Origin of the sequence: Akkermansia sp. BCRC 18949 (assembly GCF_045011645.1) — a bacterium.
GTDB lineage: Bacteria > Verrucomicrobiota > Verrucomicrobiia > Verrucomicrobiales > Akkermansiaceae > Akkermansia > Akkermansia massiliensis.
In genome coordinates this window covers 388,647-405,458 of the sequence record NZ_CP123619.1, presented here as the reverse complement: position 1 = coordinate 405,458, position 16,812 = coordinate 388,647, and the positions used below count along the sequence as shown (strand labels likewise).

The window sequence follows — 16,812 nt, the reverse complement described above, 5'->3', positions numbered from 1 at the left end:
TGCATGATTCATGCGCGCGGCGCCGGAATGTTTTTCAGGAGTTCAGCTCCTGCGGCGGCGCAGCAGCAGCGCGCCCAGGCCCAGCAAGGCCACGGAGGCCGTACCGGGTTCGGGAACCGTGCGCACCAGCGTCACCACGCCGTCGCGCATCCAGGAGTCCCCGTTTGCCAGGATGAAGCCGGCGTTTTTCAGGGCGGCGTCATAAAGGACGGTGGCCAGGGAGTAATCCCCGCTGAAGGCATTGGTGAGGGAGCCGTCATACAGCAAGAAGTTGATGGTGCTCACACGGGCTTCCACCAGTTTTTCAATCAGGCTGCCGGAGCACTCCGTCAGCAGCAGGTTCACGCCGCCGGAGAAGTCCACGGAGGCCTGCCCGGCCCCGGTAATCAGCGCATTGGTCGTCCACGCATCGGGAGCTGTCATGGAAAAGTTGCCGTCCGCATAGCTGATGTTCAGGTTCGGCACGGAATCCGTTGTGGAAACGCCAGTGACGGCCAGGGAGGAAAACGCGCCCAGCCTGATGCCGGAATCCGCCGCATGAATGAGCATGTCCGTCACGCGGGCCTCCTGCCCTGCGGCCACCTCCAGCACGGAGCCGGAGAATTCCGTATGGGCCAGCGCCGCTCCCGTCCTGACGTTCACGTTGACGCCGTTGAACAGGGCGCGGGCCGCGGAGCCTGCTCCCTGCACGATTCCCACTCCGGCGGAAGAACCTAGAAAAGCCCGCTCCCTGGAGTTCGACTCCGGCTTTCGTATTGAGCGCGCCCGCATGCGCCAGCTCCAGCGCGGCATGGTCCGTTACCTGGTAGACCCCGTCCCAGGTGTTGGCCGCGCCCAGCACCACGCGGCCGTTTTTGCCTGCATTGCCGTTCTTGACGATGATGGTTCCGGAGGCGCCGCCGAGCTTGACGGTTCCGTTGAGCGTCATGACATGGCTGTTTCCGGAGGCCGTCATGGAGTCCGGATCGTAACCCGTCGTATCCAGCACAAAGGCCTTCCCTCCGGCGTTCACCACCATTTCATTCTCATTGCTCCAGTCCGCGTCCAGCATGCCCAGCACGCCTCCGCCGTTCAGAAGAATCATATTGCCGGTTTTCTGAACTCCGTCTTCCGTGTAGGGAGTCCCGGTCAGGGAACCAAAGCCGGAGCCCAGGCGCAGAACGCCGCCGTCGTTGACCTGCACGTCATAATCGTACAGCCCCTGCCATTCGTCATGGCCCACCACCAGATTGCCATCCTGCGCCACGCTCAATTCCCCGGCCAGCAGAAGAGTGTTTACCACCTTGAGGGAACCCGCGTCAATTTGCAGGGAAGCCAGGCGCGCATTCCCCACCGTCTGGGAAAAGATGCCCGTCTTCACCAGGCTGATGTAGCCGGAATCATGGCGCAGGCCCGTATCATACATGTCGATGTACTGCCCAAAGCCCACATTGCCGCAATAAATCCGGTCCTGCGTCCCCACCGCCAGGAAAAGGGTGGTGGAGGAATCGCGCCCCGCGCTGGCTTCCGTGGTCACGAAGGAAGCCTCATCCTGCCCCATGATGCCGGCCAGGGTGATGTGATGGACGTCCTCCACGGAATCAAGATGCAGTATCGTGCTCTGCACACCATTCAGGCTTAAATCAAAACCGGCTTCTTCCCACGTGTTCCGGTCCAGACAGGCCTGCACCGTTCCCTGGCCGTCCTGCGTCCCGCTCATGCTGATCTTTCCATGGAATTTGGAGCCGTCATCCAGCTGGAAAACGGTCTGGCCGCTGCCGTTGGCATGCTGCAGGACAAGGTTGGCGGTGGAATCCCCCCGGACCGTGGAAATGACGCCACCGATCACCCTGTCCGTATGGGACACCGTCACCACGGAATCCTCCGCCACCGTCAGCAGGTTATTCAGCAGAGCCACCTTCTGGATAAAGCCCCCGCTCTGGTAGTCCAGCGCCAGGGAGGTGCCGTCAAACATCCGGATTTCCCCGGTCCCCAGGGCTCCGGCATCCCTCATGACTACCCTGCCGCCGTTGATTTCCGTTCCGCCGGAATACGTGTTGGCCGTCTCCATCACCAGGGTTCCGGCTCCGTCCTTGGTCAGAATAGTTTTCCAGTTGCTGGTTTCATAGTCATCCGGAAGCTCCCCGTCCGCAATCAGGCCCCCGTCCGCATGGGCGCGGAAGATGTAGTTGACGTCATCCTTCACGCGGATGGAGGCGGGGCGCACTTCCCCCCTGATGAGCACCACGTTGTAATCCTTTCCTTCCTCCCTTTCCACCATTCCTGTTTTCCCGGCTCCTTCCGCGCCGAAGGCCACATGGTAGGTATCCCGGTAAAAGCCGTTAAGGCCCAGATTTTTGTCCAGGCCCTCCAGCCAGTGGTTGCGGTCGGTCCCCTCCCCTTCGGGCAATTCATTGGCAAACCAGACGTTGTCCGTGGCGGCCACGTATTCCCCCTCGCTCCGGTTTTCCCCGTTGTACCAGGTGCGGATGGGCGTATTGGTCACCGTCATGACCAGGTTCATGTTGTCCCCGGAAACCTTGATGATGCCGAACCACCCGTTCCCGATGGAAATCGTGCGGGTTTGAAAGCCGCCCAGCGCCCCGTCCACGTAAATGCCGCTTTCCGTCGTCGCCAGGTAGTATTTTTTGTCAACCGTGTCCGCTTCTCCAAAATCGTATCCCCCGAAACGCACCAGAATATCGCCGTTCAGGTTCAACCTGCCGGAATCAGCGATGTCCTCCAGCCCCTTGACGGCCAGCAGGGGATGCTCCTGCAGCTCGGAGGGCAGGATGGAGCAGTCAAAATACAGGAAGGAGGAATCAGATACCGTCACGGAACCGTTCACCACCGCCGTTTCAGGAACCGCAACGGCCCCTGCCCCCGTACCGGCGTTTACGGTCCTGTCCGTCACGATGTGGAGCGCATAACCGGGATTGATGGTCATGCCTCCCCCCGCTGCGCCCCACTCCTGCGCCGTGCCGTCGGAGGCGATGCCCCGCGTCACTCCCAGATTCAAGTTGGTTCCTCCGTACAGGACGGCGCTCGTTTTCACGTTGAGGCTGTTGAAGCCCAGCGTCCCCTCCCGGAGCACCAGGCGGTTGACCGCGGCCGTATGGATGTACTGTGCTCCCGTGCCCGTCTTGGTCAGGGAAAGGGTTTCCCTGCTTGCGGCCGTCACCTTGCCGGAGGTAGCGGAACCATACGTGGATGCCGTCCCGAAGACACCGGCAAAATACAGCTTTTCCGTACCATCCACATCCAGCGTCAGCGTACTGTTGGAGTTGGTCAGCACGCGCAGCGTATCCACTTCGCTCCCCACGGTGCAAGTCTTGCCGTAATACTCGCTGTCCTGCGTTTTCCCGATCAAATCCCCTTGCAGCCCCGCCAGAACAGCATCCTTCTGCACCAGGAGGATGTGGTAAAGGTCCATGCGTTCCTTTCCTTCAAAAGCGGTGCCGTTGTCCGCCGCGTTCACGGTATGGGCGCGCGTCAGGTCCACCTTGGCGTTCCGCAGCGCATCGTCTTCCACGATGAGCTGTACGGCGCCGGGCTTCCGGATGGCCAGGATGTCGTTGTTGGCATCCGCATTGGCGGGGGAGTCCGCCTCGGAATACAGAATGTAGTTGTCCAGCTTGACCGTGCCGGTGAAATTGGACTTCTCCCCCGGGGCCAGGCTTTCATCGCAGATGTGGAACATGCTTACCCACTTGTCCTGGCCGCCCGCCGTCGTGGAGGTATAGCCCATCAGCGTCAGTTCCCCATAGCCGTCCAGCCTGCCGGTCAGGGACAGCGTGCGCCAGTGGCGGGAAGTCAGGTAATCCCACTGGTAGCCGGAGGAACCTGCGCCGGGCAGGTCTTCCTTCTCCGCCAGGGAAAGAGGGGAGTAGCCGATGACCACCTTCGCCGTGTCCTTGGAGGACGTCCCGATCCGGATGTTGTTGGCAATGGAGGGGTTGCGGTAAGAGGAATCCAGCTCCGTGGCAAAGGGGTAGTTGACATACAGTTCCGTTCCGTCCGCCATGCGGATGTCCCCGGCGCCCAGGGCTCCTTCACGGGCGGCCAGAATACTGCCCTCCCGGATTTCCGTTCCGCCGGAAAAAGTATTGCCGGTAGCCAGGGTAAGCATGCCCGCGCCCTCCTTGACCAGCTCGCCCGCGCGGTCCGGTCCGGCGTCCGCAATGCTGCCTGCGCCGCCGTCCGCGGCGTGGAAGACATAGCCCATGCCGCCGTTCGCCTCCTTGTCCACGGAGACCGTCAGGCTGGAGACGCGCACCGTTCCGTCAAGGATGACGTCAAAGCCGTCCACGGCGTGGCCGGATAAATCCTGCATGCCGAAGAAGACTTCACGCTCTCCGTTGCGGAACGTCAGGCCGCCTTCCCACGGGCTGGCGCCTGCCGCGCCGTCTGACCATACGCTGCCGTTCGGGACCTTGGAACCGTTCCCCTGCCAGACGTAATAATTGAACTTGTCCGCGTCAAAATAGGTGCCTTCCAGGGAAGTGGAATCCAGCCCGGTTACGAGCATCTGCCATTGGCCTCCCCCCTGCACATTCAGGGTCAGTCCGCTGTAAACGTCCAGCTCCCGGTAAATCCAGCTGCCGTCGGCATCCCTGCCCGTGGCGTACCTGACCTTTTCCCGCTGCACGGCGTCCGCAAAGAAGAGGGTATTCCCCTCCGTCACGGAAACCAGCTTGCGGGATTCTCCGGATTGAATGCCGGATGCGGGCATGATTACCGTCAGCAGGCTGCCCTCCGCAAATTGCACGGAAGAATCCAGTTGAAACGTTCCGTCCACATCCAGAACCAGCCCCTTGTTGAAGACAAGCGTTCCGGCGGACCGCCAATTCATTCCCCCCAGCCGGGAAGCCGCTTCATGGTAATCCAGCGCGAGGGCGGCCCCTGCCGCAATGTCCAGCAAGCCGCCGGAGGAAGTGGAAAAGGAATTCCCTACGGTCAGGGCCCCATCCGCCCCCAGGCGGAAAACGCCGCCCTGAATGTCCAGACTGCCCAGCCGGCCAGAATAAACGGTTTGCTCCCCGCTTCCCTTCTTGACCAGATTGATGACTCCGGTGCCGTCCGCCTCCACAAGCTGGGTATTCTTGTAGCTCTCATTCTTCTCCGTCCCCACGTAGTAGCCGCCGTCCGCGCCCGCGGCGCCGATCATTCCCTTGAATTCATGGTTCTCCGCACCGTCAATGGTCAGGGTAGCGGCAGTCCCATTGCCCACCGTCACGCGAGAGGAGGAACCGGCCGTGGCCCCTTCCAGGCCGGAGATGGTCAAATCACCCTCCAGCTTCAGGATCACCATGGAGGGGGTCCCTGCACTGTCCGTCAGCCAGCCTCCCAGCCCGGCGGGGTCCTTGCCGCCCTGGCGGATCACGGACAGGTCCATGACCGTGGCGTTCATATTCCCCGCCGCCTGAAGCTGGACGGGCGTATTATACCCCTCGGAGGAGAGGCTGGAACGCGGCGCCGCCGCCTGGACCACGCCGCTGAAACCGCTCATGTCCGCGCCCGTCAGGTCAAAAATGCTTACCCGGCTGCGGCTGGTGTTCTCAAACACCAGCGTCCCCGTACCGGAAACGGTACCCTCTAAAAAAGCCGTGCGCGCCGTAGAGCTCGTGAAGCCCAGATACACCTTGGAGCCGGGGCCGCCGTCCATCCGGATATTCAGGCCGTAATGCTTTTCCTTGTTGCCGCCGTCACTGACATTGACGCTGTCCAGGAAAATATCTCCGGAACCTTCCATCCGCACCGTTCCGTCAAATCCTTCCTCCAGTGCAACGCTTCCACCTCCGGTCACGGTGATGTCCTGCCCCGCGCGCGGGACCGCGGCAAGGCTGCCGGGGCCGGAAACCGCAACGGCGTTCTCCGCAAGATGCAGCCCGGATTCCGGCTTCTCCCGGTCCCCATGGCTTTCCGCCTGTCCGTCCTCCTCCCTTGCCTCTTCCTCCCCGTCTGAAGAACCGGAATTTTCCTTCAGCGAGTCAGAAAGAAGGGGGGGGGGGGGGGGGGGGGGTAGGACGGCTTACCTTGAAAGAGTTATAACTCTTGGAGCGGTTATTTCCCGATACCAGGGCATTTGCCAGCACGCCGTGCACCAGTTTCACCTGCGCATCTTCGTGGCTCTGGAACGTGTATTCCTGGTCCATGTGGGAGACGGCCACCTTCTTCCGGTAAAGTTCGGCTGGCCTGCTCTTCCGCTTGAGGCTCCACTTACCTTCCGGATTCAGCGGGAAAGCGGGACTGACCAGGGCCAGACGCTCCGGTTCCGTTTTTCCGGCATTTCCGGATACCGGCTCCACGGCGGCGCTCACCATTTTTCCATGGCTGTTTTCAAAATAGAACGCGCCGGAGTCTTCCCGGAGCCCGTTCTTTCCGGCTGCATACCGCACCAGCAAACCGCCTCCCTGCTCCAGTTTTTCATAATCCGCCAGGTTCAGCAGGTATTCATTGTCATCCAGAACCACCGCGCCGTCCTCCGCCAGCGGAACTTTTTCTCCGGACCACGGCTTGCCCTCGGCCAGGGACGCTCCCGCACACATCCCCAGAACACCGACGAAACAGGTAATAAAAGCAATATTCATCATGATGACGGATAAAAAGGAGCGCGGCGTATACACCCTGGTTTTCTGGCTGTCAAATGGAATGTCTGTTTTTTTCCATCCCGCTGGAACACAATACCATACCCGGGACGATCTGCCCATCTCCCGTAAAAACGGGAAAAAACGGGGCATCAGGGCGCTTCATAAAAACCGCCAGCCTTGTAAAAAAATTCCCTGCCGCAGCCCGGTTTCCCCCGGAAGCGCGAAACAAGAAACGGAAAAGGGAACGCGTGCCTCCGCGGCGGAAAAGAGGTCCGGAATCAGGCCATCATGTCCATGTTCGGATCCTTCCAGGCCGGGTCATACCCCTTGGCATAGCTGAACACATGCTTGTGCATGTATTCAAAATACTGCTCCTTCTGCATGGGGGTAAGCCGCTCCCAGATGGCCACGTTCAAGGCGCGGCACACCTTCTGCATCATTTTCAAGGTAAGCTGGCGTCCCTGCCGGGCCTTTTGAACCTGCTTGTGGGTAAGCTGTTCCGGGGAAATCTCCACCAGATCGTGGTTGGTCAGATGCCAGCGCTTCATCAATTCGTCCAAAGGCTGTTCTCCGTGGTTGCGTCCGGTTTCTGTAGCTTCCTCTTCCATGCGCCTTTCTTCGTGCCCTATTTCCGGGAAATAGGCAATACATGATTGCCCCATCAGCACTTTTTTTGCATTTCCAGTTGCCCGGCGTGCTGATACATGGTTCAATCCCGCTCTGTTGCAATAAGATGATTAGCGAGAAAGAGGAATTACTGGAATGGCGCAAGCGCGCCACCGCACAGCCCACGGGACGGGTAGTCCTGGACCTGGAGGCAGACAGCCTGCACCGCTATCAGGAAAAGATCTGCCTGATCCAGTACGCGGATGAAACGGGCTCCTGCCTGATCGACCCTCTCTCCATTGAAGACATGGGGCCGTTTTACAACTGGCTGAAGGAAACGGAAGTCTGGATGCACGGGGCGGATTATGACATGAGCCTCTTCCAGAACGCCTGGGAAACGCTGCCCGCCATGATCTGGGATACCCAGACGGCGGCGCGCCTGCTGGGCTTCCGCCAGTTCGGGCTGGCCGCCCTGGTGGAACATTTCCACGGCGTAGCCCTGAGCAAGTCCTCCCAAAAGGCGGACTGGGCGCGGCGCCCCCTTTCCCCCACCATGGTCACCTATGCCCTGAACGACGTGAATTACATGCTGGACATGGCGGACAAACTGACGGCCGCCCTCCGGGAAAAAGGACGCATGGGCTGGTTTGAAGAGATTTGCAGGCACTCCATGGACCGAGCCCGGGAACGCCATCTGGCCGGCCATCAGGACCCCTGGCGCATCCAGGGCTGCGGCAAGCTGAACAGGAAAGGGCTGGCCGCCCTCCGGGAACTGTGGACATGGCGCGATGCGGAGGCTAAAGCGTGGGACAAGCCCGCGTTCATGGTCTGCTCCAACGCGGACCTCATCCAGTGGAGTCTGGCCCTTCAGGAACAGCGCACCGTGACTCCTCCGCCCCGCTTCCACTCCCACAGGCGCAGCCGGTTCATGGACGCCCTCCAGAAATTTTACCTGCTGGATGAAGACGACTATCCCTGCCGCCCGCGCATCCAGCGCCGCCAGCATTCCGACCAGTTTGAGGCCAATCTGGCGCGCCTGTCCAAGCTCAGGGATGAAAAGGCTGAAGAACTGGGCATGGAAGGCTCCTTCCTGATTACCCGGGCCTCCCTGGAAGCCATTGCGGAAGACAGGGAAAAAGGCGTCTCCACCCTGCTGAACTGGCAGAAGGAAGCCCTGGGCTTTTAACCGGCCCCGTCTTTCCGGCGCGCTTCCGGCATTTCCCTCTGAACCGGACCTTCCGCGGCAGAAATGCCCCGCCGGCTGCGTCATGACTCAACGGGGGTGATTTGCCGCTTTTCCTCCTCCTGCCCCATCCCTTAGGATAGGGCCCCTCCGCCCCCTGCACCGCTTACCTATTCACCTGACAACATGTACCGTCCCCTCATCATCCTCGGCCTTCTGGGAGCCTTCGCCGCCCAGGGCAGACAGGCAGGAACCGAAATGCTCCGCCCGGACCAGCCGGAACCTCCGGCCCACCTGCTGGCGGACATCAATTTGCTGGGCGGGGATTACGGGGACGAGACGGCCCCCATCCCCAACGATTCCCTTACGCAGGCCCTGACCGGCCTCCACTCCAAAGCGCACCGCGCCGGACTGGAATTCCTGGTGGAAAACGCCTTTTCCTACAACTCCATCCACCACCCGGCTCCGGACAAGCCCGGCACCCAGCTCTGGTACCTGCTGCACGCCCACGCCAATTACCGCCTCATCCAGGCGCCCAGCAACCGGGAAACGTGGCTGAAACTGGAGCTTTCAGGCTCCACTGCGCTGACCGGAAAGACGTGGAGGGGCGGCAACATGAATGACGCCATCGGCCTGACGGGAGACACGCATACGGACATCTTCGGGGAAAGAATCTTCTTCCTGCCGGAAATAGCGCTCCTGCAAACCTTCAACCGGGGAAAAAGCGCCATAATCGCGGGCGTGGTGAACCAGACGAATTATTTTGACACCAACAGCTACGCCAATTCCTCCTTCGGCCAGTTCTGCGCCTCCCCCTTCGTCAACAACCAGGTGATTCCCATGGCGGATTCCAACCTGGGCGTCATCTTCCAGCACCAGTTCCATGAGCAGTGGTACGCCATGCTGGGCGGCAACTTCACCAGCTGCCCCCAGAACGCCTCCCCGCTGAAACACACGGACGGCAAGAATTTCAACGTCCTGGCGGAACTGGCGTGGGTGCATGATTCCGGGGCCGTCAAGCTCACCCCCTTCATGGCCCGCATCAACGAACTGCCGGACGGGGAGGAAAGGAAGAACCTCCACACCGTGGCCGGGATCGCCCTGAACGTGGAGCAGCAGCTTGGCGGCAGCCCGTGGAAGGCCTTCTGCCGCGCGGGCTGGAGCGATTCCACGCGGGACAACTTCTGCGGCGCCGCCGTCCAATGGTCCGGCGGCTTCGTTTGCAGCCAGCCTCTCCAGCACCTGGGCGTCTGCGAGGAGGGGGAAGCCAACCAGTTCGGCATTGCCCTGGCCGTGACCCGCCCGGACGACGGGAGCATGGCGGAAGGCCGTTCCAGAAGCAAAAAGGAAGTGGTGATGGAATGCCACTATAACATTTCCGTGACTCCCTGGTTCCTGATCCAGCCCTCCCTGCTGTGGATTTCCAACCCCGCGGGCCGGGACGACACCGGAAACGCCAGCGTCTTCCGGCTCCAAACCATCCTGACGTTTTAAGAGCCGCCGGAACAGCCGCGGAAGGCTTCCGCCCCCATGGCGGCACGGCAGACTTTCTTTTCCCCGTTGTTGATTTACCTGGAACAGGGGAGCGTCTTTCTCTACAATGCACGGCTAGTCTCTCCCGTCATGCCCTCCAACCGCCATTCATACACGGTCCTGGCAGCCGCCTGCGCCTGCGTGCTTGCCGTGTGCGCCTTCCTTTTCTGGCAGAACCGGCAGAAGAAAGACAAACTGGCGCGGCAGTACGCGGAACTTTCCATGCCGCCGCCCGCACAGGGCGGCACTCCGGCGCAGCAGAAGGCCCTGCTTGAAATACTCAGCGGGAAACGGGAGGCCGTTTCTCAGGAAAACCTCCTTTCCCCCGAAACACGGGACGCCGCTTCCCTGCACCGTAAAAAGACGGAAGGGCCGCCGCCCCGGAGCCGAGAAAAAATCTTTTCCACCCCGCCGGGGCATGCTAGGGTGGCAGGCGATGAATCATGCCGATTTAGACCAGTTGCTGATCCTTCAGGAAAAGGACGTGCGGATCTCCAAACTCCGGAAGGAGCTGGCCTCCCTGCCGGAACAGAGAACGCGCCTCCTGCGCCAGATGGAGGTCATCAAGCAGAAGGCCCTGGCCGCCAAGCAGGAAGTCGCGAGCGTTGAGAAGAGCATACGGGACGTGGAAGCCGCCGTTGAAACCAAGCGCGCCTACATCGGCAAGATGAAAACCCTCCAGTCCAACACCCGGAAAAACGAGGAATACCAGATGTGCATTCAGGAGGTGGAGAAGACGGAAGCCGCCATTGACGCCCTGGAAACCTCCGAGCTGGAGCTGATGGAACGCCTGGAAACCGCGAAAACGGATATGGAGCAGAAAATCCGGCGCGCGCGGGACGCCCAGCGCGAGATGGAGGAAACGCTGGCCCGCTTTGACCGGACGGCGGAAACGGACAAGGAGCTTCTGGACCACTTGAATGCGGAACGCGCGGACCTGGCCGCCGCCGTTCCGGAGGATTCCCTGGGGGAATACGAACGGATGACCAAAAGCAAGGGAGTCCCGGTCATTGTGCCGATGGATGAAAAAGGCCACTGCGGCGGCTGCCACATGGTCATTACGGACAACGCCCGCATGAAGGTGCTGGGCGGCCACGAAACCGTTTACTGCGACAGCTGCCACCGCATCCTCCACTGACGGAGTTTCCAGGCGCGCCGCCGGGCTTATCATGAAATCCAGATCGGAAGAGTTTGAAGAGTGGGGGACGGAAGTCATCTTCGGCCGGGCCAAGGGGTTCCGCGCCTCCATGATGCGCATGGTCCTGCGCGGGGCCTCCTGGCTGTTCAGGCTGGTGGTGCTGGCGCGGCTGTACCTGTTCCACTCCAGCATCGCGAAGCAGGCCAGGCTGGGAACGCTGGTGGTCAGCGTGGGGAACATCACCGTGGGGGGCACCGGAAAGACTCCGGTGGTGGAACTGCTGGCCCGCACCCTCACCCAGCGCGGCCGCAAGGTAGCCATCCTGACCCGCGGCTACAAGAGCGCGGACCTGGACAAGCCCCAGGAGTGGAAGGACAAGGACGGCCGCCAGCCGGAAAACCTGCCCAAGATCGCCAGCGACGGGGAAACGCGCTACCTGGGCCCCCTGCATTCCGGGGATGAGCCCTTCATGCTTGCCAAGAACCTGGACGGCGTGGCGGTTCTGGTGGACAAGAACCGCATCAAGTCCGGCATCTTCGCCATTGAACACCTGGGGTGCGACACCCTGCTGCTGGACGACGGCATGCAATACCTGAAACTGGCTCATGAACTGGACATCGTGCTGGTGGACTGCGGCGCGCCCTTCGGCACCGGGGCCATGCTCCCGCGCGGCACCCTGCGGGAGCCCAGGGGCAGCCTGGCGCGCGCCAGCTACATCGTTCTGACCAAATGCGGCGGCAAGCCCCAGGATGAGCTGATCGCCGCCATCAGGAAGTACAATCCCGTGGCGGACATCATCGTGAGCGACCACGGCCCCCGGTACCTGGAAAACGTGTTCACGGGGGAACGGCTTCCCCTGGAGGCCCTCCAGGGGAAATGGGTGGCGTGCCTCAGCGGCATCGCGCGCCCGGAAAGCTTTGAAGATTCCCTGCGCTCCCTGGGCGCCCACGTGGAAATCTGCCGCAGGTTCCCGGACCACCACTGGTTTGAACAAGCGGAATTGCAGGAGTTCTACGACCGCTGCGCGGACCGGGCCATGGACATGATCGTGACCACGGAGAAGGACGCCGTGCGGCTGGAAAAACCGGAGGAAGACCCGGAGGTTCCCATTTACTTCCTGCGCATTGAGGTGGAGATCTACCAGGGCCGGGAGGCGTGGGAGCGCTGCGTGGACCGCATCTGCGGAATTTCAGAGCCGCGCCCGCGGGATGAATGGATGCCTTCCTCATCCTTTTGATATGGCTTCCGTTTCCGGAGGTTCTCCGGAAATTCACCGCTTTTATGCAGAGAAGGCCGCTTGACTTGCCCGGAAAATCGTGTGAAACAAGAGGGCAGTATTTTTCCATGAAGGCATTTACCATCACCTCCATTCTGGCTGCCGCGTGCCTACTCCCGGCCCATTCGCTGGCCGAAGCCGCAGCAGAAAACAAGACCCAGGCCGCCGCTGTCCAACCGGCGGCAGGCATTCCCAAGCAGGATCCCCGGCTTATCAAGGGAAAGCTCCCCAACGGGCTGACCTACTTCATCCGCCCGAACGCGGAGCCCAAGGGCCGGTTCAGCATCCGCCTGCGCGTCAACACGGGTTCCCTGAATGAAACGGATGACATCCAGGGCATCTCCCACTTCCTGGAACACATGGTTTTCAACGGAAGCACGCATTTCAAGCGCGGGGAAATGATTCCCGCCATGCAGAAGGAAGGCCTGGGCCTGGGCGGGGACGCGAACGCCTACACCGCCTTTGACGAAACCGTGTACATGATGGACGTGCCCAGCATGAAGGAGTCCACCGTGAACCTGGCTTTCACCATCATGAGGGATTTTGCGGACGGCGCCCTGCTGGAGGAAAGCGCCATTGACGCGGAACGCGGCATCATCACCAGTGAATACAAGGCGCGGGATTCCGCCGGCTACCGGGTCATGAAGGAGGTCTTCTCCATCATGCTTGACGGCACCAGGATTCCCGACCGCTACCCCATCGGCACGCTGGAAGTAATCCGTACCGCGCCGCGGGAAAAATTTGTAAACTACTATCAGACCCATTACGTCCCCAGCCAGATGCAGCTCGTCATCGCCGGGGACATCACGCCGGAACAGGGCAAGGCCTGGGTGGAAAAATACTTCGGCTCCATGAAGAAGGACAATTACTCCTTCCAGACGGACCGGGGCGCGCTCAAGACGGCCACGGAAACCACCGCCCACTGGATCACCAACAAGGAGGCCACCAGCACGGAAGTCAGCGTCAACATCGCCCGTCCCTACGTGAAGAAGCCGGACACGGTCGCCAACCGCAACGAGGACATTCCCCTCAACGTGGCTTACGCCATGCTGAACCGCCGTCTGGAAAAGATGGCGAAGAATGCGGACTGCCCCTTCATTTCCGCGGAAGGCGGACGCATGGACGTGATGGAAGCGGCGCAAGTGGACGCCATCCAGACCCAGGCGGACTACAAGAACTGGAAGCCGGCCCTGACCGCCATTGAACAGGAGCTGCGCCGGGCCATCGAATTCGGCTTCAACAAGGAGGAACTGGCGGAAGCCCGCAGCAACATCACTGCCGCCGCGGAAAACGCCATCAAATCCTGGCCCACCGTCAAGTCGGAAGACGTGGCCTCCGCCATCGCCCAGAGCGCCGCGCAGGACAAGGTCTTCACCACGCCGCAGGAAGACTGGGCCATCTCCAGGGAAGTCGTGGAAAACCTGACGCCCGAACAATGCCAGGCCGCTCTGAAGGAAGCCTGGACCGGAGCCTTCCCCCGCGTGATCGTCACCTCCAACAAGGAAAACGCCCAGGGAAGCGCCGAAATCATGAAGACGTACCAGGACGCCCGGGCCTCCAAGGTGGAGCCCTACCAGGCGGACAGCCGGAAGGACTTCTCCTACAAATTCGGGGAACCCGGCAAGGTGACGGCCCGCGCGGAAGCCGCTGACCTGGGAGTCACCCAGCTCACCCTTTCCAACGGCGTGCGCGTCAACCTGAAGCCCACGGAGTTCGACAAGGATTCCATCAACATCACCTTTGCCGTGGACGGCGGGGAACTGAGCAGGCCGGAAAAAGCCTCCGGGCTGGAACTCTTTGCGGGCGCCGTGATGAACGGCGGCGGCTTGAAGGACCACTCCAACGACGAACTGGCCGCCATCATGGCAGGCAAGAAAGTCGGCGTGGGCTTCTCCATGACGGACCGCTCCTTCCTGCTCTCCGGAAATACCAGCAAGGAAGACCTGGAAACGCAGCTCCAGCTCCAGACGGCCTACCTGATGTACCCCGGCTACCGCCAGGACGGCGTCACCCTGCTCCGCCGCGCCATCCCCATGCTTTACAACAAGCTGAACCATGAGGTTCAGGGAGCCATGAAGATGCAGGTGCCCGCCATCCTGTACAAGAACAATCCCCGCTTCACCTTCCCCGCGCAGGAACAACTGGCTTCCTATGAGGTCAAGGACGTGCAGGACTGGGTGGACGCCCCCCTGAAGAACAACTACATGGAAGTGACCGTCACGGGGGACTTCAAGACGGAAGACATCATTCCCCTGCTGGAACGCACCGTAGGCGCGGTGCCCAAACGTGCGGACGCCCCTGCGAAGCTGGATGAAAAACTGCGCCACCCTGCCATGGCGGACTTCAACTTCTCCAAGGACCTGACCTATGATTCCTCCATTGACAAGACGCTGGTCTGCCTCTTCTGGAAAACGCCCGGCGGAGAAGACAAAAAGCTGGCCCGCAGGCTGAACATGCTCAAGGCCGTCTTCTATGACCGCGTGTTCAAGGGCCTGCGCGAAGACATGGGGGAAACCTACTCCCCCTCCACCGGGCTCAACATCAGTGAAACCTACCCGGACGACGGCTACATCATCACCCTCAGCTCCGGCGTGATGCGCAACAAGGATGCCGTGCGGAATGCGATTGCCAGGATTGCGGACGACCTCGGCAAGGGGAACGTCACCCAGGAGGAACTGGACCGCGCCCGCAACCCCATTCTCAACTCCATGGACCGCGCCCAGCGCGACAACGGCTACTGGACCTCCGTGCTGAGGGATTCCCAGGCCAAACCGGAACGGCTGGCCCAGCAGAGGGAAAGCATTCCGGACGTGAAAGCCATCACCGTGGAAGAGGTCAACAAGCTTGCCAAAGACATCTTCGGCAAGGGAGAACATCTCAACCTGAACATCCTGCCGGACCATCCGGCCGCGGAAGCTCCGCCTGCTGAAAAGCAGGCGGACAAACCCGATGCTACCCAGGCCGCCGTCTCCACGGCGGCTTTTTGCATTCACGCCACTGCCGTGAAAACCATAAAAAAAGACTCCGGCAAGAATGACTACGCCATCATCATCTCCGAGGAAACCGCCGCCATGCCGGAATGGAAGGCCGTGGCGGACAAGCTGGCTGAAAAGCACGGAGGCTCCATCGTCACCGTGAAGGACTCCATGTTCGCCAAGCTGGACACGCTCAAGAAAATGGCTCCCCGCTTCATGGCCGTGGTCGCGCGACCGGAAGAAATAGACCGGGTGCTGGTCAATGACCTGCACCGCCTGACCCGCCGCCTGGACGACGACCCGTACGGGGACTGCATCTGGGGCATCGTCACGGGCTACACCCCGCAGGACGCCATGAGGATAGCCTCTGAAACGCAGCCGCTCGTGATCAGCCGCTCCATGGGAACCACCAACGTGGACGCCTCCCGTTTCACCGACAGCATGAGCATCACGGACTGGCAGCCCTTCCAGTACCTGGAACAGCACAATTCCAAGGGCAAGGTAACGCCCGCTTTTTACGTGAAGGGCCTGAAGGAACAGGACCGCGGGGATGAAACCACGCTGGGCGTGACGCCCAAGCTCGTGGAATACTGGGAACTTTACGCTCCCCAGCTCTTTGTGACGGCCTCCCACGCCACCCAGTTCAATCTGGAAATGCCTTTCGGCAAGGGGATCATCGTCTCCGGCAATAACCGGTTCCACGTGCTGGACAAAAAGCAGTTCAAGGAATTCACCACCTTCCTGCGCGGCGCGATCTTCAACGGGAAGGAGGACGACCTGCTCTCCTTCCTTGAGAGAATCAAGGCTCCGGCGATTGAAATCAAGCCGGTCCCGGCCGTCTGGGTGGCGGCGGGGAACTGCCTGATAGGAGACACTAAAAAAACGAAGAACTCCATGGCCGTCACGGCCCTGAGCCACTACGGCTTCAACCAGCTGGTGGGCTACACCGTCCCCTCCTGGTACGGCAAGGGCGGCTGGGGAACGCTGGGACTCCTGTTCAGCAACCATGACGCCTCCAGCCTGGCGGAAGCCTGGTACCTGAACAACCAGTTCATTCTGGACGAAACCATGACCCGCTTCCCCAAGCTCATGAACGTCAACTTTAACGCGCCGGACATCAACGGCATCAAGGACGACCCGGACTTTGCCAAGGGCATGAACTCCGCCGGCTACGGCATGGGCAAGGACCAGATGGGCCTCATCCATGACCGGGATACCGTGGCTTTTTACGGGGATCCCGCCTGGACGGCGCGCCTGGACGAATCCCGCGCTCCGTCCCCGTGGCATATTGAGTGGAACGACCCCGCGGACGCCGCCAAGGGCTTCACCGTCACGGCCAACAAGGACGCCAAGGCGCGCCTGGGCGTCTGGTTCCCCAACAGGATCACCGCCAAAAAGGCCACCGTCACCATTGGAGAAACCGCCACTCCCGTGGAGAAGGCCGGCCTGCTGACCAACGACTTCCTCCTGCTCCGGGAACTGGAGCTCAAGAAGGGGGAAAAAGCCGTGGTGGAAATGAAATAGGCCGGAAT

The 16,812-nt window shown here is 61.1% G+C and carries 9 protein-coding genes; 5 read left to right on the top strand and 4 right to left on the bottom strand.

Translation table 11 applies throughout. The annotated features are described in order from the left end of the window. Window positions 1–42 precede the first annotated feature (42 nt). The 4 genes from P8A25_RS01650 to P8A25_RS01635 all read right to left on the bottom strand — a co-directional run bounded on the left by P8A25_RS01650 (window position 43) and on the right by P8A25_RS01635 (window position 7,177). Window positions 43–423, bottom strand: a complete 381-nt coding sequence (locus tag P8A25_RS01650) for a PEP-CTERM sorting domain-containing protein (protein ID WP_215443498.1) — start codon at window positions 421–423, stop codon at window positions 43–45. Continuing rightward, the gene (locus P8A25_RS01645; protein ID WP_215458442.1) at window positions 305–5,785 is read right to left on the bottom strand and encodes an autotransporter-associated beta strand repeat-containing protein; all 5,481 of its coding nucleotides are present in this window, start codon (window positions 5,783–5,785) and stop codon (window positions 305–307) included. Before P8A25_RS01645 ends, P8A25_RS01650 begins: the two co-directional genes overlap by 119 nt. Before the next feature lie 184 nt (window positions 5,786–5,969). Next, window positions 5,970–6,572 carry a hypothetical protein gene (locus P8A25_RS01640; protein WP_404838740.1) on the bottom strand — a complete coding sequence of 201 codons (603 nt, stop codon included), beginning with the start codon at window positions 6,570–6,572 and terminating at the stop codon, window positions 5,970–5,972. 275 nt (window positions 6,573–6,847) lie between these two features. Then, on the bottom strand, window positions 6,848–7,177 hold the full coding sequence (locus P8A25_RS01635) for a hypothetical protein (RefSeq protein ID WP_022397624.1): 330 nt from the start codon (window positions 7,175–7,177) through the stop codon (window positions 6,848–6,850). A 125-nt stretch (window positions 7,178–7,302) separates the two neighbouring features. Here P8A25_RS01635 and P8A25_RS01630 point away from each other — a divergent pair, with 125 nt between their 5' ends. The 5 genes from P8A25_RS01630 (at window position 7,303) to P8A25_RS01610 (ending at window position 16,804) form a co-directional block, all read left to right on the top strand. Further along, on the top strand, window positions 7,303–8,361 hold the full coding sequence (locus P8A25_RS01630; protein WP_022397625.1) for a ribonuclease D: 1,059 nt from the start codon (window positions 7,303–7,305) through the stop codon (window positions 8,359–8,361). A 183-nt stretch (window positions 8,362–8,544) separates the two neighbouring features. Next, window positions 8,545–9,852 carry a carbohydrate porin gene (locus P8A25_RS01625; RefSeq protein ID WP_215443748.1) on the top strand — a complete coding sequence of 436 codons (1,308 nt, stop codon included), beginning with the start codon at window positions 8,545–8,547 and terminating at the stop codon, window positions 9,850–9,852. A gap of 457 nt (window positions 9,853–10,309) precedes the next feature. Then, the gene (locus P8A25_RS01620) at window positions 10,310–11,029 is read left to right on the top strand and encodes a C4-type zinc ribbon domain-containing protein (RefSeq protein WP_215443746.1); all 720 of its coding nucleotides are present in this window, start codon (window positions 10,310–10,312) and stop codon (window positions 11,027–11,029) included. A 31-nt stretch (window positions 11,030–11,060) separates the two neighbouring features. Continuing rightward, window positions 11,061–12,266 carry a tetraacyldisaccharide 4'-kinase gene (gene lpxK, locus P8A25_RS01615; protein WP_022397628.1) on the top strand — a complete coding sequence of 402 codons (1,206 nt, stop codon included), beginning with the start codon at window positions 11,061–11,063 and terminating at the stop codon, window positions 12,264–12,266. Between the two features lie 107 nt (window positions 12,267–12,373). Next, entirely contained in the window at window positions 12,374–16,804 is a 4,431-nt protein-coding gene (locus P8A25_RS01610) for an insulinase family protein (protein WP_215443744.1), read from the top strand. The last annotated feature ends 8 nt before the right edge of the window (window positions 16,805–16,812 follow it).